The organism is Erythrobacter sp. (assembly GCF_038133525.1).
Classification (GTDB): Bacteria; Pseudomonadota; Alphaproteobacteria; order Sphingomonadales; family Sphingomonadaceae; genus Qipengyuania.
In genome coordinates this window covers 24,183-50,935 of record NZ_JAYPTL010000023.1, presented here as the reverse complement: position 1 = coordinate 50,935, position 26,753 = coordinate 24,183, and the positions used below count along the sequence as shown (strand labels likewise).

The 26,753-nt window shown below is 63.7% G+C and carries 18 protein-coding genes and 1 riboswitch; of the genes, 14 read left to right on the top strand and 4 right to left on the bottom strand.

Features of this window, described 5'->3' with window-relative positions; all coding sequences use genetic code 11:
- From AAFM29_RS07980 to AAFM29_RS07915, 14 genes are all read left to right on the top strand, one after another.
- A partial coding sequence (locus tag AAFM29_RS07980) for a vitamin B12 dependent-methionine synthase activation domain-containing protein (RefSeq protein WP_341712275.1) occupies positions 1–2,183 on the top strand: 2,183 nt, incomplete at its 5' end.
- On the top strand, positions 2,159–2,935 hold the full coding sequence (locus AAFM29_RS07975; RefSeq protein ID WP_341712274.1) for a TSUP family transporter: 777 nt from the start codon (positions 2,159–2,161) through the stop codon (positions 2,933–2,935). The genes AAFM29_RS07980 and AAFM29_RS07975, both read left to right, overlap by 25 nt.
- 57 nt (positions 2,936–2,992) lie before the next feature.
- The gene (locus AAFM29_RS07970; protein WP_341712273.1) at positions 2,993–3,115 is read left to right on the top strand and encodes a hypothetical protein; all 123 of its coding nucleotides are present in this window, start codon (positions 2,993–2,995) and stop codon (positions 3,113–3,115) included.
- A 7-nt stretch (positions 3,116–3,122) separates the two neighbouring features.
- On the top strand, positions 3,123–4,316 hold the full coding sequence (locus tag AAFM29_RS07965) for a serine hydrolase domain-containing protein (RefSeq protein WP_371830723.1): 1,194 nt from the start codon (positions 3,123–3,125) through the stop codon (positions 4,314–4,316).
- A 57-nt stretch (positions 4,317–4,373) separates the two neighbouring features.
- Positions 4,374–4,477: riboswitch (glycine riboswitch) on the top strand.
- A 145-nt stretch (positions 4,478–4,622) separates the two neighbouring features.
- Positions 4,623–5,753 (top strand): glycine cleavage system aminomethyltransferase GcvT, encoded by a 1,131-nt coding sequence (gene gcvT, locus AAFM29_RS07960; RefSeq protein ID WP_341712271.1) that lies wholly within the window; start codon positions 4,623–4,625, stop codon positions 5,751–5,753.
- Between the two features lie 4 nt (positions 5,754–5,757).
- Positions 5,758–6,129 (top strand): glycine cleavage system protein GcvH, encoded by a 372-nt coding sequence (gcvH, locus tag AAFM29_RS07955; protein ID WP_341712270.1) that lies wholly within the window; start codon positions 5,758–5,760, stop codon positions 6,127–6,129.
- Positions 6,130–6,165: 36 nt separating this feature from the next.
- Positions 6,166–7,527 carry an aminomethyl-transferring glycine dehydrogenase subunit GcvPA gene (gene gcvPA, locus AAFM29_RS07950; protein ID WP_341712269.1) on the top strand — a complete coding sequence of 454 codons (1,362 nt, stop codon included), beginning with the start codon at positions 6,166–6,168 and terminating at the stop codon, positions 7,525–7,527.
- Positions 7,524–9,095 (top strand): aminomethyl-transferring glycine dehydrogenase subunit GcvPB, encoded by a 1,572-nt coding sequence (gene gcvPB, locus AAFM29_RS07945; protein WP_341712268.1) that lies wholly within the window; start codon positions 7,524–7,526, stop codon positions 9,093–9,095. Before gcvPA ends, gcvPB begins: the two co-directional genes overlap by 4 nt.
- Positions 9,096–9,196: 101 nt before the next feature.
- On the top strand, positions 9,197–11,254 hold the full coding sequence (locus tag AAFM29_RS07940) for an adenylate/guanylate cyclase domain-containing protein (RefSeq protein ID WP_341712277.1): 2,058 nt from the start codon (positions 9,197–9,199) through the stop codon (positions 11,252–11,254).
- A complete protein-coding gene (locus AAFM29_RS07935) occupies positions 11,241–11,966 on the top strand; it encodes a hypothetical protein (RefSeq protein WP_341712267.1) in 726 nt (241 codons plus the stop codon). The genes AAFM29_RS07940 and AAFM29_RS07935 overlap by 14 nt, the downstream gene beginning before the upstream one ends.
- An 85-nt stretch (positions 11,967–12,051) precedes the next feature.
- Positions 12,052–13,479 carry a multiheme c-type cytochrome gene (locus AAFM29_RS07930; protein WP_341712266.1) on the top strand — a complete coding sequence of 476 codons (1,428 nt, stop codon included), beginning with the start codon at positions 12,052–12,054 and terminating at the stop codon, positions 13,477–13,479.
- A complete protein-coding gene (locus AAFM29_RS07925) occupies positions 13,479–15,452 on the top strand; it encodes a heme-binding protein (protein WP_341712265.1) in 1,974 nt (657 codons plus the stop codon). The genes AAFM29_RS07930 and AAFM29_RS07925 overlap by 1 nt, the downstream gene beginning before the upstream one ends.
- On the top strand, positions 15,452–17,293 hold the full coding sequence (locus AAFM29_RS07920; RefSeq protein WP_341712264.1) for a hypothetical protein: 1,842 nt from the start codon (positions 15,452–15,454) through the stop codon (positions 17,291–17,293). Before AAFM29_RS07925 ends, AAFM29_RS07920 begins: the two co-directional genes overlap by 1 nt.
- Positions 17,293–21,486 (top strand): hypothetical protein, encoded by a 4,194-nt coding sequence (locus AAFM29_RS07915; RefSeq protein WP_341712263.1) that lies wholly within the window; start codon positions 17,293–17,295, stop codon positions 21,484–21,486. Before AAFM29_RS07920 ends, AAFM29_RS07915 begins: the two co-directional genes overlap by 1 nt.
- Positions 21,487–21,490: 4 nt before the next feature.
- Here AAFM29_RS07915 and AAFM29_RS07910 read toward each other — a convergent pair whose 3' ends face one another.
- The 4 genes from AAFM29_RS07910 to AAFM29_RS07895 form a co-directional block, all read right to left on the bottom strand.
- The gene (locus AAFM29_RS07910) at positions 21,491–22,342 is read right to left on the bottom strand and encodes a metallophosphoesterase (RefSeq protein ID WP_341712262.1); all 852 of its coding nucleotides are present in this window, start codon (positions 22,340–22,342) and stop codon (positions 21,491–21,493) included.
- 31 nt (positions 22,343–22,373) lie between these two features.
- Positions 22,374–24,134, bottom strand: coding sequence for a cytochrome c3 family protein (locus tag AAFM29_RS07905; protein ID WP_341712261.1), 1,761 nt, complete (start codon positions 24,132–24,134; stop codon positions 22,374–22,376).
- Between the two features lie 10 nt (positions 24,135–24,144).
- Positions 24,145–25,041: a hypothetical protein gene (locus tag AAFM29_RS07900; protein WP_341712260.1), complete on the bottom strand. Its 897-nt coding sequence runs from the start codon at positions 25,039–25,041 to the stop codon at positions 24,145–24,147.
- The coding region (locus tag AAFM29_RS07895; protein WP_341712259.1) for a cyclic nucleotide-binding domain-containing protein at positions 25,041–26,753 on the bottom strand (1,713 nt) is incomplete at its 5' end. The genes AAFM29_RS07895 and AAFM29_RS07900, both read right to left, overlap by 1 nt.

The following is a 26,753-nucleotide window of genomic DNA, read 5'->3' as shown; positions in this document are numbered from 1 at the left end:
CAGACACGAAAGAGCGCAAGGTAGAAATCTGCGCGCGCGCCTATGGCTTGCTGACCGGGATCGGCTTCCCGCCCGAGGATATCATCTTCGACCCCAATATCTTCGCCGTGGCGACGGGGATCGAGGAACACGATCGCTACGGTCTCGATTTCATCGAGGCGGTGAGCGAGATCAAGGCGCGTTGCCCCTATGCTCGTACCAGCGGCGGCCTTTCCAACCTCAGCTTCAGCTTCCGCGGTAACGAGACCGTGCGCCGCGCGATGCATTCGGTGTTCCTCTATCACGCGATCCCTGCCGGGCTCGATATGGCGATCGTCAATGCCGGCCAGCTCGATGTCTACGACCAGATCGATCCCGTCCTGCGCGAGGCGAGCGAGGACGTGATCCTGATGCGCCGTCCGGATGCGACCGAGCGGCTGATCGACCTTGCCGAAAGCTACAAGGGCAAGAGCGCGGCAGATGAGAAAGCCGCCGAGGAATGGCGCGGCTGGGAGGTCGCCCGACGGATCGAGCATGCCCTGGTCAAGGGCATCGACGCCCATGTCGTTGAAGATACGGAGGAGGCGCGCCAGCTATTCGCGCGCCCCATCGAGGTCATCGAGGGGCCGTTGATGGACGGCATGAACGTCGTTGGCGACTTGTTCGGCAGCGGCAAGATGTTCCTGCCGCAGGTGGTCAAATCGGCCCGCGTGATGAAGAAGGCGGTCGCCCACCTGATCCCCTTCATCGAGGCGGAGAAGGAAGCGAGCGGGCTGGCCAACCAGTCCAAGGGCAGGATCGTCATGGCGACGGTCAAGGGCGACGTTCACGACATCGGCAAGAACATCGTCGGCGTGGTCCTGCAGTGTAACGGATATGAGGTTATCGACCTTGGCGTGATGGTGCCCTGGCAGCAAATCCTGGCCGCGGCCAAGGAGAACCAGGCCGATATCATCGGGCTGTCAGGCCTGATCACACCTTCGCTCGACGAAATGGTCACCGTTGCCGAAGAAATGCAGCGCGCCGAACTGTCGCTGCCCTTGCTGATCGGTGGGGCCACCACCAGCAAGGTCCACACCGCATTGCGCATCGACCCCGCTTACGAAGGGCCGGTGATTCACGTGCTCGATGCCAGCCGTGCTGTCGGTGTCGCCAGCCGCCTGTTGTCCGATACGCAGGCGAGCGAATTCATCGAAACGACCGCTGCCGATTATGCGCATGTCCGGGATGCGCGGGCGGGTAGGGGGCAAAGCGAGCTCCTGAGCCTCGAAGATGCTCGGGCGAACTATTACGATGCCTATCTCAGCGATAAGGCTGCACCGCCGCTCCGGCCGGGTATCCACGCTTTCGACGACTGGGATCTCGCCGACCTGCGCGCCTGTATCGATTGGACCCCGTTCTTCCGCGCCTGGGAACTGCACGGGAACTATCCCGTGATCCTCGACGATCCCGTCGTTGGCGAAAGCGCGCGTAACCTCAAGGCCGATGCCGAGGCGATGCTCGACCGGATCGTTGCGGAAAAGTGGCTGACTGCAAAAGGTGTCTGCGGCTTTTGGCCCTGCGCCCGTGACGGCGACGACGTCACGCTCCATATCGAGGAGGAAGAGCGACACGTCGTGCTTCCCTTCCTCCGCCAGCAGGTGAAGAAGAGCCGCGACCGGGCGAATATGTGCCTCGCCGATTTCATCGATCCCGCCGGCGACTGGCTGGGTGGCTTCGCAGTCGGCATCCATGGGATCGAACCCCATTCGGCGCGCTTCCTGGCGGACAAGGACGATTATTCGGACATCCTGCTCAAGGCGCTCGCCGATCGCTTTGCCGAAGCCTTTGCAGAGCGACTGCACCAGCATGTCCGCACCGAATTGTGGGGTTATGCGCCGCAGGAGCAGCTGACCAATGAAGCGCTGATCCGCGAACAGTATCGCGGGATCAGGCCGGCGCCGGGCTATCCCGCGTGCCCCGACCACAGCCTCAAGCCGATCCTGTTCGAATTGCTCGATGCGCCCACGAATGCAGGCCTTACGCTGACCGAGAATTTCGCCATGCTTCCCACCGCTGCGGTGAGCGGGTTCTATTTCGGCCATCCGGAGGCGCAGTATTTCGGCGTAGCTCGCATCGGGCGCGATCAACTGGAGGACTATGCGCGGCGACGCGGGGTCGATATTGCGACCGCCGAACGATGGCTGCGCCCCAACCTCGACTGAACGAAGTCCAGCCGACGCTGGGCCACAGCTCGCGCCTTGCCGTGCTTGGCGGCGCGCTCCTGGCTGTCGTGTATGTGAGCCTGTGGTTCGTCGCGCCCTATGATGCAGGTTTGATCGAAAAGCTGTGGTACCTGCCCGGCGTCGGCGTGGTCGGCGCGATCATCGCCAATGCCAGCGGGACCGGCGGCGGGGTGGTTTTCGTGCCGGTATTCAACGCGTTGCGCGAACTGGGCACCATGGCGCTCGATCCGCTGCAGGTGGTTGCCGTCTCGATGGGCATCCAGTCGTTCGGCATGAGCCTGGGCGGCTTGCGATGGACGGACCGCCTCTATCACCAGCACGCGCCCCAAGCGCTCGAGGCGCGAACCCGCCCGCGTGACTATTGGATCGTGTGCCTTGCCGTATCGGTGTTGTCGGTCCCGGCGATGCTGGCAACCCAGCGGCTGCTGGCTTTCGATGCGCATGCGGTACTGCTTGGCTACAAGAGCTTCTCGATCGTGCTGGGTCTGGCGCTGATTGTCGCGACCTGGACCTTCAACCGCGCAATACCCGAACGCGAGAAGCTCGAGCGTGTCGACTTGCTAGTGCTCCTGCTACTGGCCGTGCCGGGAGGCGCGATCACTGCGCTGTTCTCGGTCGGCATCGGCGAGCTGGTCGCCTTCTACCTGTTCCTGCGCCACTACCCGATGGTGCTGTGCGTGGGCACGGCCTGCGTGATTTCAGCTGTCAGTTGCCTCTCCGGCCTCGCCTAGCACGTCGGTGAAGGGACAGTTCAATGGGAAGTCGTCCTGCTGGCCGCACCCGGCGCGATGCTCGGCGCCTTCCTCGCGCGGCCCATTGCCCTGTGGCTCGGCGGTCGACGCCTCAAGACTGCAGGCGGCGCGTGGATCGTGCTGTCGGCGCTCTACCTGCTGTGGCTCAATTGGGGCTGAGGCGATGATGCGGCTTTTCTTCACGGCTTCGCTTGCCCTTCTGGCAGGCTGCGCTTCGGTGCCGAAGGCTCCTGCGTCGCCCCTGGCGGCTGAGGTCGCTGTCGTTTTCGACACAGAGAGCGTCAGACCCGTGGTGGTTGAGGGCATGGCCGACCGTTCTACGATGCGCCCGGCCCTAGCCAACGATCCTGTGCGCATCGCCAGCATATCGAAGCTCGTCATGGCGCTGACGACCATGCGCCTGGTCGAGGAAGGCAAGGTCGACCTCGACCGCGACATTTCGGACTATCTCGGCTGGAAACTTCGCCACCCCGATTATCCCGATGTGCCAGTCACACTCGCACAATTGCTCTCCCATCGTTCGGGCCTGCGCGATGATGCGGGCTATGTCATCCCGCTGGGCGAGAGCCTGCAGGCGAAGTTCGCCGATCCCGCGGCCTGGTATCATGGCGCACCACCGGGAGAGGCCCCCTTCGAATATGCCAATGTCGGTTCGCCCTTGGTGGCGACGGTGCTCGAGGCGGCGAGCGGCGAGCGTTACGACCGGCTGGTCGAGCGCACGGTTTTCGCGCCGCTGGGCATCGAGGCGTGCCTCAACTGGATCGGCTGCGCGCAGGATTTCGCCGAGCGCGCGGTGGTACTCTATCGCAGCACTGGCGAAGTCGGGCGCGACGCCGCCGGGGACCGCCCGCCCAACTGCACTATCCCAATCGCCGAGGGTGCCGCATGTAACCTTGAGGCCTACGTGCCGGGGACCAATGCCTCGATCTTCTCGCCGCAGGGCGGGGTGCGCATCGGGATGGTGGATCTGGCGCGACTGGGTCAGGCCATCATGAACGAGGATTTCCGCCTGCTCGGCTCCGCCGGATTCGCCCGGCTCAAGCGTCAGCAGCCGCCGACTGCCGGGAGTGCGCCGCTGTTCTGCTTCTATGGCCTTGCCGTGCAGACGCTCCAACCGGGCCTGGCTGGCTGCAACGACGATCTCTTCCCCGATGTCGTGCGCCGGTACGGCCATGCGGGCGAGGCCTATGGGCTGCGTTCGGGGCTGTGGATCGACCCGGAGGGTCGCCGCGGCATCGCCTATTTCGTCACTGCCGTGCCCGAACCTGAAGTCGAGGACACCGGCGGCTTCTCCGACGAGGAACGGGCGCTCGTCGCGCGTGCCGTGGAAATTGCCTCGCGCGGCAAGGGTAGAGATTGACCGAGACGCGCTAATCGCGCAGGGCAATCGGCGTCGGCCACGGGAGCGATTCTGCGGCAGGCGTGCACGGGAGAGACCGCGTAACCTTTCGATGGAAGGGGCGCGGCGCCGAAGGAGCAACCGCCCCGGAAACTCTCAGGCCCATGGACCGTGCGCCGCCATCGACACTCTGGAAAGCGCCCCCGGCAACGGGTGGCCACCGAAGGGGTAAGCCCGTTTTGCGGGTCAGTCTCTCAGGTTTCCCGACAGAGGGGGCATGGATTTCCTTTCGCTCCGCAAGGGGCGGCCATGCTGTCGGGACTGTAGATGAGCGAAGATACCGAATTCGAAGAACCCGAAACCGGCACGCTGCCGCTTGATGCCTGGCACCGTGCCAGGGGTGCGCGGATGGTCGAATTCGCCGGATACTGGATGCCGATCCAGTATGAGGGGATCGTTGCCGAACACGAATGGACGCGCAGCAGTGCGGGCCTGTTCGACGTCAGCCATATGGGCCAACTCCTGCTGTCAGGACCCGATCTCGACGCAGCAGTCGAGGCAGTACTGCCGATCGACCTTTCGACGCTGAAGCTCGGACAACAGCGCTATTCGCTGCTGCTCGACGAGGAAGGCGGGGTGCTCGACGACCTGATGGTCTCGCGCTGGCCCGATAGTCTCTATCTCGTCGTTAACGGCGCGACCAAGTGGGACGATATCGGCCATCTGCGCGAATATCTGCCCGACGAAATCACGCTCAACCATCTCGACGAGCAGGCGCTACTGGCGTTGCAGGGCCCCAAGGCGGCCGATGCGCTGGCGCGGCACGCGCAGGGCGACCTTCCGCTGGCCGATCTCACCTTCATGAAGTTCGGCCGCTATACCATCGCCGGGCATGACGTGACCATCGCCCGTGCCGGCTATACCGGAGAGGACGGGTTCGAGATTTCGCTTCGTGGCGAGGCTGCGGCCGAGGTTGCCGAATTGCTTTGCGGCGAACCCGAAGTGAAGCCGATCGGCCTTGGCGCGCGCGACAGCCTGCGGCTTGAAGCGGGCCTGCCGCTCTATGGCCACGACCTATCGCCCGAAACCTCGCCCATCGAGGCCGGTCTGGTGTTCGGCATCAACAAGCGCCGCCGCACCGAAGGTGGCTATCCGGGGGCCGAGCGTATCAACCGCGAGATCGTGGAGGGCACCGCGCGCAAGTGGATCGGCCTCAAGGTCGAAGGCCGGATGCCCGCACGCGAGGGGGCTGAGGTCTTTGTCGGTGACGCCAAGGTCGGCGTGGTCACCAGCGGCGGCTTCTCGCCCACGCTCGGCGCGCCCATCGCCATGGCCTATGTTGCCAGCGAACACGCAGGCGCTGGCGCCGCGCTCGAAATACTCGTCCGTTCCAAGCGTCTGGCGGCCACGGTGGTCCCAACGCCTTTCGTCCCGCACCGCTATTACAGGGGGAAATGATCCGATGGCCCGTTACTTCACCGATGAACACGAATGGATCGACGTCGATGGCGACACCGCGACTGTCGGTATCACCGACTATGCGCAGGGACAGTTGGGCGACATCGTCTTTGTCGAACTTCCCGGAGCCGGCACCGCCCTCAGCAAGGGCGGTGATGCGGCGGTGGTCGAAAGTGTCAAGGCGGCGAGCGACGTCTACGCCCCGATCGACGGCGAAGTGACCGAGGGCAATTCGGCACTCGAAGACGATCCCGCACTGGTCAACTCCGCGCCCGAAGGCGATGGCTGGTTCTTCAAGATGACCATCGGCGATGCGAGCCAGCTCGACGGGCTGATGGACGAAGCAGCCTACAAGAGCTTCTGCGACAGCCTCTGAAACTACGCCCCGATACTGGGGCTTGAAGGAATGACGATGCGCTACCTACCCCTGACCGATAGTGACCGCTCGGCGATGCTCGACGTGATCGGCGCGCCCGATGTCGACGCGCTGTTTGTCGATGTGCCCGAGGCCGCTCGGCTCGAAGGCCCGATCGAGGGCCTGCCGATGCATGCCAGCGAGATGGCGGTCGAAAAGCATATGCGGCAACTGTCGAAGAAGAACCTGGCCGCGGCGGATGCGGCGTTCTTCCTTGGTGCAGGCGCCTATCGCCACCATGTCCCGGCGACGGTCGACCACATCATCCAACGCGGCGAGTTCCTGACCGCCTATACGCCCTACCAGCCCGAAATCGCGCAGGGCACGCTGCAGATGCTGTTCGAGTTCCAGAGCCAGGTGGCGCGGCTCTATGGCTGCGCGGTGGCCAATGCCTCGATGTACGACGGCTCGACCGCGTGCTGGGAAGCGGTGGCGATGGCCGGGCGCGTGACCAAGCGCAAACGCGTGGTCCTTTCGGGCGCACTCCACCCGCACTATGCAGAGGTCGTAAAGACCATGGCGAAGTTCACCGAGGACGAAATCGCCGGTGCGTCTCCCGCCCTGCAGGCGCAGCCCGATAATGCCGGATTGATCGCGCGGATTGACGACCAGACCAGCTGCGTGGTGGTGCAGTATCCCGACATTCTAGGCCGCATTCCTGACTTGGCAGAAATTGCCGAGGCGGCGCACGCCAAGGGCGCGCTGCTGATCGCGGTCAACACTGAGCCGGTCGCGCTGGGCGCGATCAAGGCGCCGGGCGAACTGGGCGCGGATATCGTCGTGGGCGAGGGGCAGGCGATCGGCGTCGGCCTGCAGTTCGGCGGCCCTTTCCTTGGCCTCTTCGCGGTGCGCGATCCCAAGCATGTGCGCCAGATGCCCGGCCGCCTGTGTGGCGAGACCGTTGATGCCGAGGGCAAGCGCGGCTTCGTGCTGACCCTCTCGACCCGGGAGCAACATATCCGGCGGGAGAAGGCGACGTCGAACATCTGTACCAACTCGGGCCTCTGCGCGCTGGCGTTCAGCGTGCATATGACCCTGCTGGGCGAGAAGGGCCTGCGGCAGCTGGCGGCGGAGAACCACCGGCTTGCCTGCATTGCCGCCGACCGACTGGCGAAGGTGCCGGGGGTCAAGCTGCTCAACGACAGCTTCTTCAACGAGTTCACCGTGCTGATCGATGGCGATGCCCGTGCGATCGTGCGCCAGCTGACCGAGCAGAATGTGCTTGCCGGCGTTTCGCTCGGCCGCCTTTTCCCGGGCCATGACGAGCTGGCGAACGGACTGCTCGTCGCGGTAACTGAAACCACCACGGAGGAGGACATCGAAACGCTGGCCTCCGCACTCGAGGAGGTGCTGGCATGAGCGCGCCCAACGCATCGGGCTGGAAGCCCGGTACCCCCGTCGAAGGTCATAACGCCATGAGCGGCCCCGATACCGCCACCGGCAACCGTGCGCTGATGCTGGAAGAGCCGCTGCTGTTCGAGATCGGTCACGTCGAGACCACCGGTGTCGACTTGCCCGAGCCGCAGGGCGGGGCGAACCGCCTCGGCGGGTTCGAGCGGAGCGCGGCAATCGGCCTGCCCGGCCTTTCCGAACCCGAGACGGTGCGCCACTACACTCGCCTTAGCCGCCAGAATTACGCGATCGATCTCGGCCTCTTCCCGCTCGGCTCGTGCACGATGAAGCACAACCCGCGCCTCAACGAGAAGGTCGCGCGCATGCCGGGCTTCGCCGACGTCCACCCGCTGCAACCGGTCGATACGGTGCGTGGGGCGCTGGAGGTGATCAACGAACTCGCTTTCTGGCTGATCGACCTCACCGGCATGCATGGCGTCGCGATGAGCCCCAAGGCGGGCGCGCATGGTGAGCTGTGCGGGATCCTGTGCATCCGTGCCGCGCTTGAAGCACGCGGCGATGCGCGCGAGGTCATCCTAGTTCCCGAAAGCGCGCATGGCACCAACCCTGCCACCGCTGCCTTCGCCGGCTATCGGGTCGAGAATATCCCTGCGACCGACGAGGGCCGCGTGGATCTCGAGGCGCTCAAGGCCCGGCTCGGCCCCGACGTCGCCGGGGTGATGATCACCAACCCCAACACTTGCGGGCTGTTCGAACGCGACATGAAGGCGATTTCCGATGCCGTTCATGCCGCCGGTGGCTTCGTCTATTGCGACGGTGCGAACTTCAACGCCATCGTCGGCAAGGTGCGTCCGGGTGACCTTGGCGTCGATGCGATGCACATCAACCTGCACAAGACCTTCTCCACCCCGCATGGCGGCGGTGGCCCGGGGTCGGGTCCGGTGGTGTTGTCGGAAGCGTTGGCGCCCTATGGCCCGCTACCCTTCACCGCGCGCACGGCGGACGGCGTCGTCCATCTCGTCGAGGAGGAAAACGCCGCCGAGTTCGAGCACACCGAGGCCTTCGGTCGCATGACTGCCTTCCATGGGCAGATGGGCATGTTCACCCGCGCTTTGGCCTATATCCTGAGCCACGGCGCGGATGGGCTGAAGCAGGTTGCCGAAGACGCTGTGCTCAATGCCAATTACATCCTGCGCAGCCTCGAGGACGTGCTCGACGCACCCTTCGGGCCGAGCGGACCGTGCATGCACGAGGCATTGTTCAGCGATAAGGGCTTCGCCGAGGGACTATCCACGCTCGATCTCGCCAAGGCGATGATCGATGAGGGTTATCACCCGATGACGATGTACTTCCCCTTGGTGGTGCACGGTGCGATGCTGGTGGAGCCGACCGAGACCGAGAGCAAGGCGGCGCTCGATCAGTTCATCACCGCCTTGCGCAGTGTGGCCGAGCGCGCCAAGGCAGGCGACGAGACCCTCAAGACCGCGCCGCACTACGCCCCACGCCGCAGGCTCGACGAGACGCTGGCGGCAAGGAAGCCGGTGCTGGCTTTCACTGAACCCGAGGACATATGAGGTAAACGGGGTTGCCGGGAGCGGCTGGCGCTCTAAAACCTCTGTAAGGATAATAACTAAGGGTCGCTCGAGACACGCCGAGGAGGGCGGGATTGAGCGAGGTGAAGGCCGAGAACCTGTTCATCAGGGGCTGGCGCAATGTGCGCGAGGCCGGACCGCGTCGGCTGTCGCTGACGGTGCTGCTGGTTGTGTTGTCGCTTGTGCTTGGTCGTTACAGCTGGGGCCTGGGCGAGTCTGACATTCCCGGCATCACCCAGGCAGAGCGCGAGCTCTATGACACACGTTACGGAATCTATGCCAATCGGCATGCCGTCGATCAGGATGATCGCATCACGCTGGTGGTCTATAACGACCAGACACTGATCGATACGCGCAAGCGTTCGCCGCTCGATCGCGGCCTGCTGGCCAAGGCCCTGCGCAATATCGACGCGATGGGTCCCAAGGCGGTCGGGATCGATATCCTGTTCGACCAGCCTCAGGACGAAGACGACGATCTGGTTGCTGCCCTGCGCGCGATGCAAGCACCTGTCGCAGTCGGCTACACCGATGACGAGACGAATTACGGCAGTATAACCTACGACCAGGCGACCTTCCTCGACGATTTCATCGCGCGGCTGGACGGGTCGAACGCGCGGGTCGGCAGCGTCCGCCTGCGCAGTGAACCTGGTGGGACCCGCCGCTGGAGCGAGATCAGACCGGACGTCCCGCCCTTGCTGGGTCGCGTCATGCTCACCGAAGCGGGGGAAGGGCGCAAGACCTTGCCCGGATATGAGGGAGCCATCCGCTATCGCTGGCCCGCCGACGATACGCGTCCCGTGTTTACCTCGTTGCCCATCCAGCTCTTTGCCGATCCCGAAATGGCCCCGGCCCTGGGCGAATACATAACTGGGCGTTACGTCCTGATCGGCGGGGATATTGTCGACATCGACCGGGTATCGACCCCACTTTCGAACGCCATGGGCGGCCGCTCGAGCGAGGAAGGCGATACCGGTTCGGACCCGCCGGGTATCTCAGTCCATGCCGAAATGATCGCGCAGATGCTCGATGGCGCGGCCATGCCCCCGCCTTCGCCGCTCGTGCTGTGGACCCTGTCGATCCTGATCATCTTCATGGCGGTCCTGACCGGGCTGCTCGAATGGGGCAGCTGGAGGATCTACGCGCTCGTACTGTTGCAGTTTGCGGTGATCATCGGCGTTCCCATTGCAATGCAATTGACGGGGACAGACACTTTCGGCGTTCCCGCTCTGGGCTGGCTGCTCAGCTGGATTCTCTCCTTCTCGGCCGTCACTTCCGCTGCACGAGCGAGCGGCGCGGTCCAGCGCAATTTCGCGCAGGGAGCCTTGGGCAAATACCTCCCCAAGGAAATGGCAGAGGAGATCCTCGAACACCCGAAGCTCTTGGCGCTACACGGTGAGAAGAAGGAACTCTTCGTCCTCTTCTCCGATCTCGAAGGCTTCACCAAGATGAGCCATGCGATCCCCCCGGAAATGGTCGCCAAACTGCTCAATCGATATCTCGACATGCTCAGTGATGTCGTGCTCGATCATGGCGGGGTGATCGACAAGTTCGTCGGCGATGCCGTGGTCGCTTTTTGGGGCGCGCCGATTGCCCGGCCTGATGACGGGACGCGCGCCGCGAAATGCGGATATGCAGTGTGGCAGGCGGGTGAGCAGTATCGCCGGGAAGTTGCGGCGATGGATCCGAACCTGCCGCCGATCGGGAAGACTCGTGTGGGGCTGCACTGGGGCGAAGCGGTGGTCGGCAACTTCGGTGGCGATAATCGCATCCAGTACACCGCGTTGGGTGACAGCATGAACACGGCTTCGCGGCTGGAAGCGGCCAATAAGGCGCTCGATTCCTCGGTGATGGCCAGCCGCGAATTTGCCGAACGGTCTGGCCTGGATTGGTGGCGACCGATGGGACGAGTGCAACTGCGCGGTCGGGCCCGTCCGGTGGACCTGATGGAGCCTGCACCCGATTTCCCGGCCGAGGATCGCGCCAAGCTGGCGCAAGCTTGCAATCAGTTGGGTGTGGACGATGCTAGGGCTGCAATGATCGTTGGTGAACTTGTTAGCCGCTACCCGGCTGACAAGGCACTGGAAAATCTGTTACACCGGGTTCAGAATCCGGGCGAGGGAGGGACCTATGTTCTGGGGTAAGACGCTGCTCACCGTTTCGGTGCTGGCAGGCGCAGCGGTGGTTATGGCCACTGCCGCGCAGGCGGGTGTCGTGGTCAAATCGAGCGGACCGTCCGCCGGACAATACCCGGTGGGCAAGAAGCTCGACGATGCGGAATCGGTGGTCCTCAAGGATGGCGATACGCTGACCGTGCTGACCAATGGCGGAACCCGGGTCCTGCGTGGGCCGGGCACGCAGCGTGTCGGCGCGCGCGGGGTGAGCAAGCGCACCGCCTTTGCGATGCTCACGCGCCAGCAATCGGGTGCACGGGTCAGGACCGGTGCGGTGCGTGGCGGCACCACCGGCGAAACCGCTCCGATCAATCCGAGCCTGTGGAACGTTGATGTTTCAAAATCGGGCAAGGTTTGCCTGGCCAATGGCGATACGATCAGTTTCTGGCGGTCGAGCTTCGCCGGGGCGAAGACCTGGGTCCTGGGTTCGGCCGTTTCGGACTTCCATGTCCACGTGCAGTTCGGGGACGGCGATTCGACTACGGCGCTCAGTGCCGAAGAGCTGCCCTTGGCTGAGAACCGCAGTTATCACCTTTCGTCACCGGCAGGCGGGCCAGCGCAGGATATCGAGTTCATCCTGCTCGACACCGTGCCCGACAACCCGGAGGAATTGGCCGTGGCCTTGATGCAGAATGGCTGCGACAACCAGGTCGAGCAGTTGAGCGAGCGTATGGCCGATTGACAGGGCCCGGTTGGGGAACTGTTCTGTGCTTGGGGGCGAGCAGGAATAACCGGTTGCCAGGAGGCGCTGGATTGGGGGAGGGCTGATGGGCGATTTGCCTGTGTCAGACTGGGGAAAAGCGAAAAGCCTTTGGCGCGACGGCCGCCCGCGGCTGGTCGCTGTCGGTTCGTTGTTGGTGGCTGTCGTCACTCTGATCGCGTTTGCGACCTTGCCGGCCGAGCACGTCCAGGCGCAGGCCAGCGTTGGCGGCGTCTACGAAGGCGTTGCCACCTGTGCGGGCTCGACCTGCCACGGTCGCTCCGAAGGTAATGGCGCAGTTGTCAGGCAAGACGAAATCGCCACCTGGCAGGAACCTTCCTCCGCAAGCGGCGCGCACAGCCGCGCCTATTCCGTGCTTGCCAGCCAACGCGGGCGGCAGATCGCCGAGACGCTCGGTATTGGACCAGCGACGTCGGCCAGCGCCTGCCTGGGTTGCCATGCCACTTTCGTACCCGAGGCGAAGCGCGGTGCGCGCTTCCACACCAGTGACGGCGTGGGTTGCGAAAGCTGTCACGGCCCGGCCCAGGGCTGGCTGCAGGTTCATTATGAAAAGGCGGCAAGCCACGCGTCGAACGTCCGCGCGGGGTTGGTGCCGCTCGAACGGCCGCAGGTGCGCGCGAAAGTCTGCCTCGATTGTCACTATGGCAGCACGGATACCGGCCAGTTTGTCACCCATGCGATGATGGCCGCGGGCCATCCGCGTGTTTCGTTCGAACTCGACCTTTTCTCCTCGCTCCAGCAGCATCACGACGAGGATGCCGATTATGCCAGCCGTAAGGGCCGCACCGACAGCGTGCGCTTATGGGCGGTGGGGCAGGCCGAAGCGGTGGCGCGTGCGACCGATCTGTTTGCCCGGCCGGGCTTCGGTATGAACGGCATGTTCCCGCAGTTCTATTTCTACGATTGCCATTCGTGTCATCGCCCGATCACCGACGGACCGGCGCGGCGGCTGACCTTCGAAACCAATCCCGCTCGACCGATCCCCTTCGGCAATCCGCCGTTCAATGACGAGAATATCATCATGCTCTCGGCGGTCAGCCATACGCTTGCGCCGGGGGCGAGCGGAGCCTTCGACGATGCAAGCGAGGCGTTCCATCGCGCGATGGGCCAGGATCGCGCCAGTGCGCAGGCTGCGGCCGTTACGCTTCGCGAGCGTGCCCAGGCACTGTCGGATGCGCTGGCTGCCCGGGCCTTTGGCGGCAGTGATGCTTTCGACGTTATTGCCAATGTCGCCGGCAAGGCGACCACGCCACGCTTCACCGATTATGCCGGGTCGGTCCAGGCGGTGATGGCGGTCGATACTTTGCTCAATGCGCTGGTACGCGAAGGGCGGGTGACCGTCGGCGCGGCGGCCGGGATCCGCACCAATATCAATCGCGCCTATGCCGCGGTCAGCGCGCCCGAAGCCTATCGGCCCGCAGCGTTCCGCAGCGCCTTGAGCAGCGCGGCTAACGCGATCGGGAGCCTGCGCTGATGCGGCGAAATGCCTGGACCAGCATGGCGGGGGCCTTCGCGCTGGCGCTATCCGGTTGTGGTGGAGGCGGTTCATCGGGCGGCGGCGGCGGTGGTGGGACTCCCACGCCTACGCCGACACCACCGCCATCGGGGCGTTTCTTCGCGGACCCGCCGCAGGAGGCTTTGACACAGGCGGAAGTGCAGCAAGTCATCGCCCAGGCGGTGGGCGAAGCGCAGGCGCGCGGACTGAAAGCGACAATCGCGGTCGTCGACCGGGTGGGCAATGTCCTCGCCGTGTTCCAGATGACGGGCGCGCCGGCCAACACCATGATCAGCCGCCAGCAGATTGGCGGCGTCGGTGCCGCCGGCGACCTGGTTGGCCTGCAAGGGCTGCCGGTTCCGAGCGCCGCGGCCGCGATCGCCAAGGCAATTACCGGGGCCTATCTCTCTAGCGGCGGGAATGCCTTTTCGAGCCGCACGGCGAGCCAGATCGTCCAGGAGCATTTCCCACCCGCACCCAGCACCGTGGGCCTGGAAAGCGGCCCGCTGTTCGGGGTGCAGTTCAGCCAGCTACCCTGTTCCGATCTTTCGGCCCGGGTGCAGGACGGCTTTATCGGGCCGAAACGCTCGCCGCTCGGCCTCGCTGCCGATCCGGGTGGACTGCCGCTCTACAAGAACGGTACAGTCGTCGGGGCCATCGGGGTCGAAGGCGACGGTGACTATGGCTTCGATCCAAATACGCTCGACCGCGATAGCGATGACGAAGAATTTGCAGCGCTTGCGGGCACACAAGGCTTTGTCGCGCCGCGTTCGATCCAGGCCGATCGGATTACTGCGGATGGCACCAGCCTGCGTTTCAGCGATGCGACGTCCGATGGCCTGGGCCCGCTGCAAACCAGCTTCGGTGCGGTCAATGGACCCGCCGGTGGGCTGATCGCGGTTACCGGCTATACCGACGGAATACTGCGGGGCGGCACCGCCTATGGCACCGAAGCCTCGGGCGTTCGACAGAGCACGGCAGCCGAATTCGCGCTGCGCGATGCCTATGTGCTGAGCAATGGCGCGGGCGCAGGCCGCTATCCGATCCGTGCCGGGACCGATGGAGTGAGCGTCGCCCAACCGCTGACCGCTGCCGAAGTACGTGCGATCCTAGAGGAAGCCTTTACCGTACTGACCCGCGCAAGGGCGCAAATCCGCCAACCGCTGGACAGCCGCATGCAGGCGACCGTCAGCCTGGTTGATACGCATGGCGTGGTGCTGGGCATCGTGCGTTCGCCCGACGGGCCGCTGTTCGGAACCGATGTGAGCCTGCAGAAGGCGCGCACCGCGGCCTTCTTCTCCAATTCCGTCGCTGCGCAACAACTGCTCGGTGGTCAGGCGCCGGTCCCCAATTACGTCCAGCGCGTCCGTAGCTTCCTGGCCGATCCGAACGCGCTGACAGGCACCTTCGCCTTTGCCGACCGGTCGGGCGGCAACCTTTCGCGGCCATACTTCCCGGATGGCGAGGTGGGGCCGATCGCCGGGCCTCTGTCGGTAGAGGACCCGCAGCGCTTCAGCCCGTTCATGACCGGGCTGCAGACCGATCTCATCATTCCCAATCTGGTCGAACATCTCGGCTTCGTCACTTCGAACGGGGCCCAGGCTGATACGCAACGCGGCTGTACCAAGCTGCCCGATGGCCCCGGCGGCACAAAACGCGTCGCTAATGGAATCCAGATATTCCCCGGCTCGGTCCCGATCTATCGCGGCGGACAGCTGGTGGGCGGGATCGGTGTATCGGGCGATGGTATCGACCAGGATGACATGGTCAGCTTCCTTGGTCTTCACAACGGCGGCCAGCGCGCCGGCACCATCGGCAATGCTGCGGTGAACATCCGCGCCGATCAGATCGTGGTCAACGTCAACGGGCGCAGTGTGCGCCTGCGTTACGTCAATTGCCCGTTCGCACCCTTCCTCGACGACCCGAAACAGAACGTCTGCGAGGGTTTGTGATGGCGAGTGGTTTCATCCTGCCGATGTTGATGTTGGTTGCGACCCCGCAGGAGGCGCCCGAGCCGCCAACTGAGCAGCCGGCGGTCAATCCCGAACCGGCAGAGCCGCCGCCAGTCGACAATGAAATCATCGAGGGGCGCCGCCGCCCCGACTATACCGAACCGCTGCCGGATGAGGTCACACAGACCAATATCGGCGCCGTTCGCGCGCCGCCGCCCGAAGCCTTTCCGGTCGATGCTGTGCCGATCCCCGATCGCTGGCGCCTGATCCAGAGCCTGGGCCTGGTCAAGGAACGCTGGTGGGATCCCTATAACCAGAACACCTACAAGGGTGACCGACCGATCGACCGCGCCAAGGTGCCGTGGCTGCCGATCAAGGGCGATGACTGGTTCTTCGTCGTCAATGCGGTCAGCGATACCGTTATCGAGCCGCGTACCTTCCCGATTCCCGTGGGGGTGCAGACGACGCAGCGTCCGCAGAGCCTCAACGTTTTTGGCAAGGATGCGAGCTACGTCTTCTCGCAGACTTTCATTGTCGGCGCGGCGCTGCTCAAGGGCAGTACCGCCTACAAGCCGCCCAATATCGAGTATCGGGTGACGCTGGCGCTCAACGCCAATTATGTCGATGTACCTGAACGTCGCGTGCTGTTCGTCGAACCGTCGAAACCGACGCATCGTTTCGACCACTTCCTGGGCGTGCAGGAAGCCTTTGTCGACTACCATTTCCGCAACGTTTCGGACCGTTACGATTTCGATTCGATCCGCGTTGGTATCCAGCCATTCCAGGCGGATTTTCGTGGCTTCCTGTTCAACGACCAGCAGCTTGGCGTGCGCTTCTTCGGCAATCGCGACAACAACCGGCTGCAATACAATCTGGCTGCCTTCTGGCGGCTTGAGAAGGACACCAACAGCGGGCTCAATTCCGTGGTGCAATCGCCGCGCGATGACGTGTTGTTCATCGCCAATGTCTATCGGCAGGACTTCCTGATCCCGGCGCTGACCAGCCAGCTGACCTTCGCTTACAACATGAACCGCGAGGCCGATGACATCGAGATCGATGACAATGGCTTTCCCGTGCGCCCGGCGCTGCTCGGCACGCTGCGCGGGCGTGAATATGACGCTTTCTATCTTGGCTATAATGCCGATGGCCGCATCGGGCGCATCAACCTGACGGGCAGCGCCTATTATGCCTTCGGCGAGGATCGGAACTCCTTCTTCACCGACCAGCCCGCCGATATCAGCGCCTTCTTCGCCGCGCTTGAGGCCAGCTATGACAAGGACTGGATGCGTTTCCGACTGTCGGCCGCCTACGCCAGCGGTGACGGCGACCCCTATGACAACAAGGAAACCGGCTTTGACGCAGTGTTCGAAAACCCGGTCTTCGCCGGGGCGGACACCTCTTACTGGATCCGCCAGACCATTCCCTTTGCGGGCGGTGGCCGCGTCATTTCGGTCAATGGGCGCAACGGTATCCTCAATTCGCTGCGTAGCTCGAAGGAACAGGGGCAGTCGAACTTCAACAACCCCGGCCTGATGCTGATCGGTGCCGGGTTCGATTTCGACCTCACGCCCGAGTTCCGCCTGTCGGGTAACGCCAACCACCTCTGGTTCGAGAATACGGCTACCCTCGAGGTGCTGCGCAACGAGGGCTCGATCCCCAAATCGATCGGTTGGGACCTTTCGGCGGCCGCGATCTGGCGACCCAAGGCGACGCAAAATATCGTTCTCCGCCTTTCGGGCGCGACCCTGCTTTCAGGCAAGGGATTCGACGACCTCTTCACCAGTCTCGGCAACCCCGGCGCCTATTATTCGGTGCTGGCCAATGTGATCGTGAGCTACTGATGCGCTGGCTTGGCAAACTCCTCTTCGGCCTGGCCCTCGCGATCTTCGCCGGGTCGATCGGCTTACGCGCCTCCGAAGGGGAAAAGCCGGTCGAGCGCGACTACAGCCTCGTCACCGCGGCACCGGCTCCGCGCATCCAGACGATCGACCAGATGCTGTCGAAATCGGAGGGTTGCTTTTCGTGCCACCTGCGCACCGACCAGGCGACGATGCACGAAACGCCGGCGGTACGGCTGGGCTGCGTCGACTGCCATGGCGGCAATCCGACGATCAAGGGCAATAGCGAGCTGGCGCATGACGATCCGGCCTACATTGCTGCGCGCGAAGCGGCGCATGTGCTGCCCAAATATCCGGAGGCCTGGCATTACCCGTCATCGGCCAATCCGAAGCGGTCCTACGCGCTGCTCAACAAGGAAGACCCGATCTTCATCCGCTTCGTGAACCCGAGCGACTATCGCGTTGCGCGCGAGGCTTGCGGGGCCTGTCATGTCGAGACGATCGAGGCGGCCGAACGATCGATCATGGCCTCTGGCGCCATGCTGTGGGGCGGGGCGGCCTACAACAACGGTATCCTGCCATTTAAACGTTACCTGCTGGGCGAGGCCTATACCCGCGAGGGTGAGCCGGCGAAGGTCGAGAGCCCGGGTGCGCCGGTCGGCACGGTAACTGAGGCGCAGCAGAAGCGCGGCGCGCTGGCCGCGCTCTATCCGTTGCCGACTTGGCACGTGATCCCGCCGGGCGATGTCTTCCGCGTCTTCGAACGCGGCGGACGGACGATCGGTTCGCAATTCCCCGAGATCGGCCTGCCGAGCCCGTCAGGCTCGATCCAGCGCCTCGAGGAACCGGGACGACCCGACCTCAAGCAATCGAACCGCGGCCCCGCCACCGGCCTGCGCGTCGCGATCCCTGTGCTCAACATCCACAAGACCCGTCTCAACGATCCCTTCATGTGGTTCATGGGGACTAATGACCAGCCGGGCGACTATCGCCATTCGGGCTGTTCGGGCTGCCATGTGGTCTATGCCAACGATCGCGAACCGCGCCATTCGCTGATCTATGCCCAATATGGACGCGACGGGCAGACGCAGACCGTCGATCCGACGATAGCCTCGTTATACGAAGGTGCGCGCGGCGATGGGCACGGGGATGGCCATGGCGGTGGGCATGGCGCTGTCAAGGAACCCGGCGGTGAAATGGCGCATGGGGCCGAAGCCTATGCCGATGCGGCGCATGGGGATGATGGGCAGGTGCGCGAATCCGGTCACCCGATCCGCCACACCTTCACCCGATCGATCCCGACCGCGCAGTGCATGAATTGTCACATGCACCAGCCGAACATCTTCCTGAATTCCTACCTCGGCTACACCATGTGGGATTACGAATCCGATGCCCCGCACATGTGGCCGGAGAAGCAGAAATACCCCACCGCGGCCGAGGTTCATGCGGTGCTCGATCGAAATCCCGAAGGCGCGAGCCCCAAGGGGAAATGGGCCGACCTCGATTTCCTGCGCAATGTCTATGACCTCAACCCCGAGCTCAAGGATACGCAGTTCGCGGACTACCACGGCCACGGCTGGAACTTCCGCGGCATCTTCAAGCGCGACCGTTCGGGCAATTTGCTCGACGCGGGCGGCAATATGGCCAGCTGGGGCACCGATACTGACCATATAGTCGCGCCCGATGACCCGCAGAAATGGCGCAAGGAAGGTGAGGGCAAATTCGTCGAACCCGGTACCAACCCGGGCAAGGCGGTCCATATGATGGACATTCATGCCGAAAAGGGCCTGCAATGTGCCGATTGCCACTTTGCCCAGGACAGCCACGGCAACGGGTTGATCTACGGCGAAGTCGCCAATGCGATCGAGATCGGCTGTAAGGATTGCCACGGCACCGCCGATGCCTATCCCACGCTGCTGACCAGCGGCCCGGCGGCACCGCCCAAGGGCACCGACCTGTCACTGTTGCGCAATCCTGACGGCAAACGGCGGTTCGAATGGACCTATGATGCCGATGGGCGGCAGGTGCTGGTGCAACGCTCGATCGTCGATCCCAAGCTCGAGTGGGAGGTGCGGCTGGTCAAGGATAGCGTCGACCCGACGAGTTCGCACTTCAACGCCAAGTCGGCGCGGGCCAAGCTGATGAGCCGCACGGGTGCGGAGACGGGCCTGTTCGAGTTCGGAACGGGTATCGCACCCGAAGATCGTGCGCATGGCGAAAGCGAGATGGCCTGTTTCACCTGCCATCTCTCATGGACCACCAGTTGCGGTGGCTGCCACCTGCCTATCGAGGCCAACTGGAAGACGAAGATGCATCACTTCTCGGATGAGGAAACTCGCAACTTCGCGACATACAACCCGCAGGTTGCGCGTGACGAGATGTTCCAGCTCGGCAAACACATGACCACCAAAGGCAACCAGGTGGCGCCGATCCGCTCGACCAGCGCGCTGGTGCTGTCGTCCACCAACATCAACCGCGAGCGGATCTACATCCAGCAGCCGCCGGTTGCTGCCTCAGGCTATTCCAGCCAGGCCTTCGCGCCGCATTTTCCGCACACGGTGCGCACGCAAGAAACCAAAACCTGCAGCGATTGCCACCTGTCGGACAAGGACGACAACAATGCGATCATGACCCAGACGCTGCTTCTGGGAACCAATTTCGTGAATTTCGTGGGCCTCAATGCCTGGGTGGGTGAGAATGGCGGTTTCTCCGCGATCCGCGTGACCGAATGGGACGAGCCGCAAGCGGTGATCGGTTCCTACCTGCACCGCTACGCCTATCCCGATTACTGGCGGATGCATGTCGAGGACAATGGCCGCGAGCTCAAGAACTGGGTGCGCGGGAAGGCATTCGACGACAACCTCAGCGGCGAAACCCATGCCTTCGAGGAATTCGCCAACGTCCATGAGGGCACTCGCGATGCGGTGCGCTGCCTGCAGCTGCGCGGCGAATACATGTTCGTGGCCGAAGGCAAGGGCGGCTTCCGCGTCTATGACGTGGCGTCGATCGCCAACAAGGGCGTGTCGGAACGTATCCTCACCGCGCCGTTCAGTGCACTGGGGCATGACAGCCATGTGAAAACCAGGAACGCCACCTGCATGGCGCTGGCGACCAATCAGCCGGTCCGGCCTGACCGCAACAAGGCGATGGCGGCCACCGTGGTAAAGGATGCCGCAGGCAACCCGGTCCTGAATGACGACGGCACATCGATGACACTGCTGCAGGTCAACGAAGAACAGGCGATGAAGCCGATCTACGACTATGCGGTGATTACCGATGCAATCGAAGGCCTGGTCCTGGTCAATATCGAGACCATGGCCGACGGCGAGTTCCGCAATAACAAGCTCAAGCGGGCCAAGCTTGCCGATGGCCGCACTGCGTGGAATCCGGATGGGGTGCTCGACGGGGCACGGCATATCACCCTGGCCGGTGACATTGCCTATGTAACGGCAAGGGCAGGGCTGGTCGTGGTCGACCTGTCTACCCCGACCAACCCGCAGTTGATGGCGGTGCGTGAGCTCACCGATGCACGTGCCTCTGCGATCCAGTTCCGCTATCTTTGGGTGACCGACGCGCAGGGTGTGAAGCTGTTCGACGTCACCGACCTGCGCAACCCGGTGGCGATGCCACAGGCGACCGTGCCTTTGGCCGATGCGCGGCGGCTCTATGTGGCGCGGACCTATGCCTATGTCGCGGCGAAACAGGACGGGCTGGTGATCCTTGACGTCACGCGACCGCTTTCGCCCAGGATTTACCAGCGCGTGACGCTGGATGGCGCGCTCAACGATGCCGAAGACGTAATCGTCGGTTCGACCAATGCCACGCTGTTCGCTTATGTCGCCGATGGGCGCAACGGGATGAAGGTGCTGCAGCTAACCACGCCGGACAGCCAGCCGAATTTCTACGGTTTCAGCCCCGCGCCCAAGCCTCAGCTGATCGCTTGGGCGAAGACCAAGGGGCCAGCGCTGGCGCTGAGCAAGGGGCTCGACCGTGATCGCGGTGTGGACGAGACCGGGGGCCAGATCGCGGTGTTCGGCCGTGTCGGCTCGCGTCCCTTCACCCGACCCGAAATGGAGCGGCTGTTCCTGACCCGCTCGGGCGTGCCTTGGAAGGTTTCGGACGAGCCGGACATGCGCGCCTGGGTCGGCGGGCGTGGACCTTGGCTGGATCAATCGAAAGCTGGGCTAGTCGACTAGCTAATTAGCCCCGCTCGGCAAACATATCGCGGATCATGGGCTTCAGGTGCTCGCCGTAATGCGCGAGCACGGCCCAGTCGTCGCAGCTCTCGTAATGGGTAATGACGTTTTCACCGTCCCACCAATGCAGGGCATAGCTGGGTGGTTCGGTGGTGATCAGCGCGCGGTTGTCGGCGCGGGTTTCGTCGATCGGCCGCAAATCGAGTGCGACCAGCGGGGCGACCGAAGGGGTCACCCCCAGCGGAATGCCGCGAAAGCTCGTGTGTAGCCGGCGATGCAGGTGCCCGCAGTGGATCGAGCGGATTGCGCGTTCATGACCTGCGATTGCATCGGCGAAGTTCGCGATCCAGTCCTCATCCGCTGCCGGGTCCATCCAGTCGATCCCACTGACGACCGGGGGATGGTGCATGAAGATCAGGCAGGGTGCGCCGCCCCCTTCGGCTAGCCGGGTTCGCAACCAGTCACGCCGGGTCTTGCAGAAAGCCCCTCCGTGGCGGCCCGGCTCGAAGCTGTCGAGGCAGATGATCCTGAGCCCATCGCGTTCAACCACATAATGCAGGAAGCCGTCTTCCTCGGGCGTGTCGGGAAAGGCGCGCTTCAGTTCCTCGCGCGTGTCGTGGTTGCCTACCAGTGGAAGGATGGGGCAGGGCACCGCGCGCAGCAGGTCGGCGATCTTGGAAAAGCTTTCGGCATCGCCGTGGTCGGTCAGATCGCCCGAAAGGACGAGCAGGTCGGGCTTGTTGGGCGAGGACAGCACCCGCTCGAGCGTGGCGCGAAAGCGGATGCGATTGAGCTCCTCCGGCCTCGCGTCGGGGTCGAAGCCGATATGGATGTCGGTCATCTGCGCGATCAGCATTCCGGCTCCCCCTCCAGCGCCTAGACGCGTCTCATTCGTCCCCTTTGCGCCGCGTCATCAGCGCGACGCGACCAGGCGCTGCGGTCTCGTCAGTGTCCTCTTCGCGCCGGAAGTTCGGCGGGTGATAGCTGTGGCACATGGCACAACTCGATGGCACATCGGCTTTCACCGCCTGTTCGCCCTGATGGCATTCCCGGCAGGACTTGAGATCAGGCAACAGCAGGTCGCGCGCACTCTTTGAGGTGTTCGCCAGATGGCAGCTGGTGCATTTTTCCTGCCTATGCGCCTGGTGGTCGAAACGGCCGTTGAGGAAATAGCCGCTGCTCTGGAACACCGGCATCACCGATTGCTGGCCGTCCTTGACCGTCGGGATGTGGCATTCGCCGCATACGCCATCCTTGCCCAGCGCGCTGGCGATGCCGATGTAATTCTGCGTTGGACGACCGAAATCCTGGAAATAGCGCCCGCCGCGCTTGAATTCGCCGGGGCGCCGGCGTGGATCGACGATCTGTGAGCGCGGAGCACGATCCATTGCGACCAGATCGGCACGCATCTGCGCGACGTCGCCGTGGCGCAGGGTGCGGAAGGTCGGGCCGACCTTGTCGTAGACGAGGCTGTGGCAGCTCTCGCAGCTGTCCTCCATCACCACTGGCAGGAAGCCATACTCATCCTCGGTCGGCTTGTGGCAATCGGCGCATTCGAGAGCCTTGCCATATTGCTGCAAATTGCCAGCCATCCGCGCGACCCCATTGGTGGTCGACAGGTGCATATCGTGCGGGAAGCGCAACCCGTTGTTCTCTCGGGCCTTCCCATCGATCACCACGCGGGTCAGCTTCTCGCTACCCAGCGACTGGTGGATCGCCGCCTTGAGTTCTGGGTGATCCTTGCCGAAATCATGCGCATTGGCGAGTTCGGTATCGGTAAGGCGCGTGTCCATGCCATCATGGCAATCGGCGCAGAATTGCTGGCGCGTGGGCAGCATCCGACCCGCGCCCTCATGTTCGGTATGGCAAGTGGTGCAAGCGGTGGGGCCTTCCTTGCCCAAGGTCTCGGCCACCGACCACAGGACGGCGTCGCCGGCGCTCATCGGGCCGCGCGCAGTCAGCAAGCGACCGGATTTGGCGTGGTCACCGATGTCTTCGTGGCAGGTCAGGCAGGTTTCGTCGCGCACCGCGACGAAAGGCTGGACGTGGCAAGCCTCGCAATTCTGCTCGAGCGCGTGGTGCGCTTCGCTCAACTTGCCGGTGCTCCAGCTGGAATCCATGGCCACCTGGTCGGGGCCATTGGCACCAGGCTGCTTGTCGTCGCGCGTGAGGCTGGACCAGACCGGTACGACAAGAAAGGCCAGCAGGACCACTCCCAGGCCGATCCACGCCATGATGCGCTTGCCCGGCATGGCGCTGGCAAGATCAAAGCCGCGTACGGCGTCCCTGTTGCCGTACTCTTTTTCCGTCTGCGTGATTGTGACGAGGATCGTATCCTCAGCTTCGCGCGAGAAATCGAGTTCGTAGGTGCCGAAGCCCAGTTCCGCCCCGCTGGCCGGATCGAAAGTGGCTTCGTCGGAGCTGCGACCATCGTGGACGAAATTGCGGTTGGAAGCGGCGACGATATGCAATCGCCCGCGATCTGCCATGCTTACCGTGGCGTGGTGCTGTTCCACGGCAAGGTCGGGCAGCACGATATCATTGGTGGTCGCACGACCGATGGTCAGCGTGTCGCCTTCGACCTTGCGGTCGCGCACGATCTCGCGGCCAGTAGCAGTGCGGTCGATGGTGCGGATGAGAAAGGTCATGCCGGGTCGCTCACCAATAGAAGAACACGGAAATGACGTGTGCCGTTAGCGCCGCCAGCAAGGCTATGGTCAGCGGCACATGGGCGAAGAGCCAGATTTCAAGCAGCGCCTTGGTTCGCATCTGGCGGCGAATCTGATCGATCTGGCTGGCACGGCGACCCAGCAGACCGCGCACCTTCTGTTGGGCGAGGTCGTCCTCGTCGCGGTCATAGGCGCGATCGGTTGAAATCCGGTCGAGTGCATCGCGTGTTGCATCGTGCCGGTCCGGCCCGCGTAGCCGCCCCAACAAGCCGGTCGAAAACACGTCCTGTTCCAGCGCGGCGATCACGCAGTCGGTATCCTCGCGCGATAGCGGTTGCGCCGCCGCCTCGAGCTGGCGATCGATCATCGTCAGGCTCTCGACCATCTGTTCGCGCGTCATCTCGCGACGGTTCTCGGATAGTCTGGCAGGCAGCGTCGCATAGACCGTGATCCCGTAGATCCCGGTGATGATCACCAGCATCATCAGCGCCCAGGCCAGCGTATGCACGTTCCAGCCCAGCTGGAAGCCGGTGTGCAGCGTGCCGATCACCACCAGCGAGAGGCCCAGCCAGACATGCGCGCTGGTCCAGCCCTTGAGGCTCCAGCTACCCGGCGTCGGGCGCCGTTTGCGAATACCCAGCCAGGCGAGCCAGACGATCAGGCCCAGGCCCAGCGTGCCGAGCGTGTAGCCATACCAGCTACCGCCATTGTGGCGCGGTTCGACATCGATCAGCAGGTAGGTGAGCAGCACGAACAGCGCCAAGCCGCCCGATGCCTTGGCCCAGAAGAAACGGCGATGCGAGAGGAAGCTCTCGTGCTCCGCCGACCGGCGACGTTCCGCCGCGGCGAAGCCGGTTTCATCCTCGTCCGTGAACAGCGAAGCCATTATTCCACCTCCTCGAGGCGGGCGACCGACAGGAAGCGTTCGGGGCTAACCCGGATCGCCGCACCTGTAGGGCAGGCGCGCACACAAGCGGGACCGCCTTCAATGCCCGAACACATGTCGCACTTAATCGCGACCTTGGGCACCTCGGTTCCTTCGGCGGCCTTCTTGCGCCAGCTATAGCTGGCTTCGCCGGGACCAGGGCCGTTGCCAAACAACAACCAGCTCAAAAAGCTGGGTTTTGCGGGCGGCTTGGCATCCATGCGGATCACCCCATAGGGGCAATTGCGCTGGCAATTCCCGCAACCGATGCAGGTTTCGTCGATGAAGACTTCGCCATCGGGGCCGCGGCGGATCGCGTTCGGCGGGCAATCGGCCATGCAGTGCGGGTGTTCGCAGTGACGGCATGATGTGGGGACATGCAGGTGAGCGTAGGTCCGGCCCGCCTCGCGATCGAGTCGGCTGAGCCCGTCATGGCTGTCCGCGCAGGCCTTTTCGCAATTGTCGCAACCGACGCAGAGCTTTTCGTCGATCAACAGCACGTCGGTTGCTTCGCCCAGGCCATTGTCGAGCAGGAACTGCGCGGTCTGCGAATACATGTCGACCGCGCCGCCGAAGCTGGCCTTGCGGCTCTCGATGAAGTCGTTGACCTCGCGCCGTGCGGCCATGTCATCGAGCGCGCGCTGGCGGATTTCAGGCTTGCGTTCGAGCAACGCATTGAATGCGGCGCCAGGGAACTTGACCACCTCGCTCTTGATCGCCGCGCGCACGGTGGCGGTGCGGCGGGATCCGTCGATTACGGCCATTTCGCCAAAGTAGGATCCCGCAGGGAGATAGGAGAGGAAGGCCGGATGTCCGCCGAGGTTCTTCTCGACGATCATCGAGCCGCGGCGGATGATGTAGATGTCCTTGTCCTCTGCCCCCTCCTCGATCACAGACTCGCCGGCCGGAACCGAGATGACCTCAGCCGCCGCGACCAGCTCGCTCACATCCTGGGAGGTCAATCCCGAGCCGAATAGCTGGAGCAATTGGCGTTCGATGCTGATGCGGTCGATCGCGTCCTTGGCGGTGGGTACTTGAGACTGCAGTTTGAGCGCGCCGAGGCGCGAGATTTCGACCACGATCGTGTCTTCGGCGGCGCGGATCGTGGCACCGCGACGGCGGCCCGAGATAAGGCCAACTTCGCCGAAGATCGATCCTTGCCCGATCGGCACGGTGATCGAAGGATCGTCCGGATCGACCTCGACCGCGACCGACCCTTGAGCGATGCCGAACAGCGAGGATCCGGGCGCATTCCGCTCGAAGATCACCTCGCCGCGCTTGAAGGCGCGGGCATCGGAACTCAGCATGAATTCACGCATCTGCAGCGGGTTCATGCCATTGAGAATGCCGACATTGGCGCGCAGGAATTCGAGCCATTCCTCGGTGCTGCGTTTGCCTGGCAGATCCTTGAACTTCTCGACCAGGATCGGTTCGTCGGCAGGCTTGAGCTCGGTATTGCCCGAGATGAATTCGACGACGTCATAGCCCTGGTTCATGCAGTGCTTGATCAGCGGATAGCCAGCCAGGGCACCGATCACGAAGATGCCCGGTGTGGTCGATTCGAATACGGGTGAAAGCTTGGGGAAGGCGTTGCGGTCGGGGCTGGTGAACTCGATCCCGCATTCCTCGACGAACTTGCGTGGCGGCGCCGATCCGATCCGGGCGATAATGCG

Coding starts and splice junctions, on each gene's coding strand:
- AAFM29_RS07975 (WP_341712274.1), top strand. CDS start 2,159: ATGGCTGCGCCCCAACCTCGACTGAACGAAGTCCAGCCGACGCTGGGC.
- AAFM29_RS07925 (WP_341712265.1), top strand. CDS start 13,479: ATGCGGCGAAATGCCTGGACCAGCATGGCGGGGGCCTTCGCGCTGGCG.
- AAFM29_RS07935 (WP_341712267.1), top strand. CDS start 11,241: ATGTTCTGGGGTAAGACGCTGCTCACCGTTTCGGTGCTGGCAGGCGCA.
- AAFM29_RS07930 (WP_341712266.1), top strand. CDS start 12,052: ATGGGCGATTTGCCTGTGTCAGACTGGGGAAAAGCGAAAAGCCTTTGG.
- gcvT (WP_341712271.1), top strand. CDS start 4,623: ATGAGCGAAGATACCGAATTCGAAGAACCCGAAACCGGCACGCTGCCG.
- AAFM29_RS07900 (WP_341712260.1), bottom strand. CDS start 25,041: ATGGCTTCGCTGTTCACGGACGAGGATGAAACCGGCTTCGCCGCGGCG.
- gcvPB (WP_341712268.1), top strand. CDS start 7,524: ATGAGCGCGCCCAACGCATCGGGCTGGAAGCCCGGTACCCCCGTCGAA.
- gcvH (WP_341712270.1), top strand. CDS start 5,758: ATGGCCCGTTACTTCACCGATGAACACGAATGGATCGACGTCGATGGC.
- AAFM29_RS07965 (WP_371830723.1), top strand. CDS start 3,123: ATGCGGCTTTTCTTCACGGCTTCGCTTGCCCTTCTGGCAGGCTGCGCT.
- AAFM29_RS07915 (WP_341712263.1), top strand. CDS start 17,293: ATGCGCTGGCTTGGCAAACTCCTCTTCGGCCTGGCCCTCGCGATCTTC.
- gcvPA (WP_341712269.1), top strand. CDS start 6,166: ATGCGCTACCTACCCCTGACCGATAGTGACCGCTCGGCGATGCTCGAC.
- AAFM29_RS07920 (WP_341712264.1), top strand. CDS start 15,452: ATGGCGAGTGGTTTCATCCTGCCGATGTTGATGTTGGTTGCGACCCCG.
- AAFM29_RS07905 (WP_341712261.1), bottom strand. CDS start 24,134: ATGACCTTTCTCATCCGCACCATCGACCGCACTGCTACTGGCCGCGAG.
- AAFM29_RS07910 (WP_341712262.1), bottom strand. CDS start 22,342: ATGCTGATCGCGCAGATGACCGACATCCATATCGGCTTCGACCCCGAC.
- AAFM29_RS07970 (WP_341712273.1), top strand. CDS start 2,993: ATGCTCGGCGCCTTCCTCGCGCGGCCCATTGCCCTGTGGCTCGGCGGT.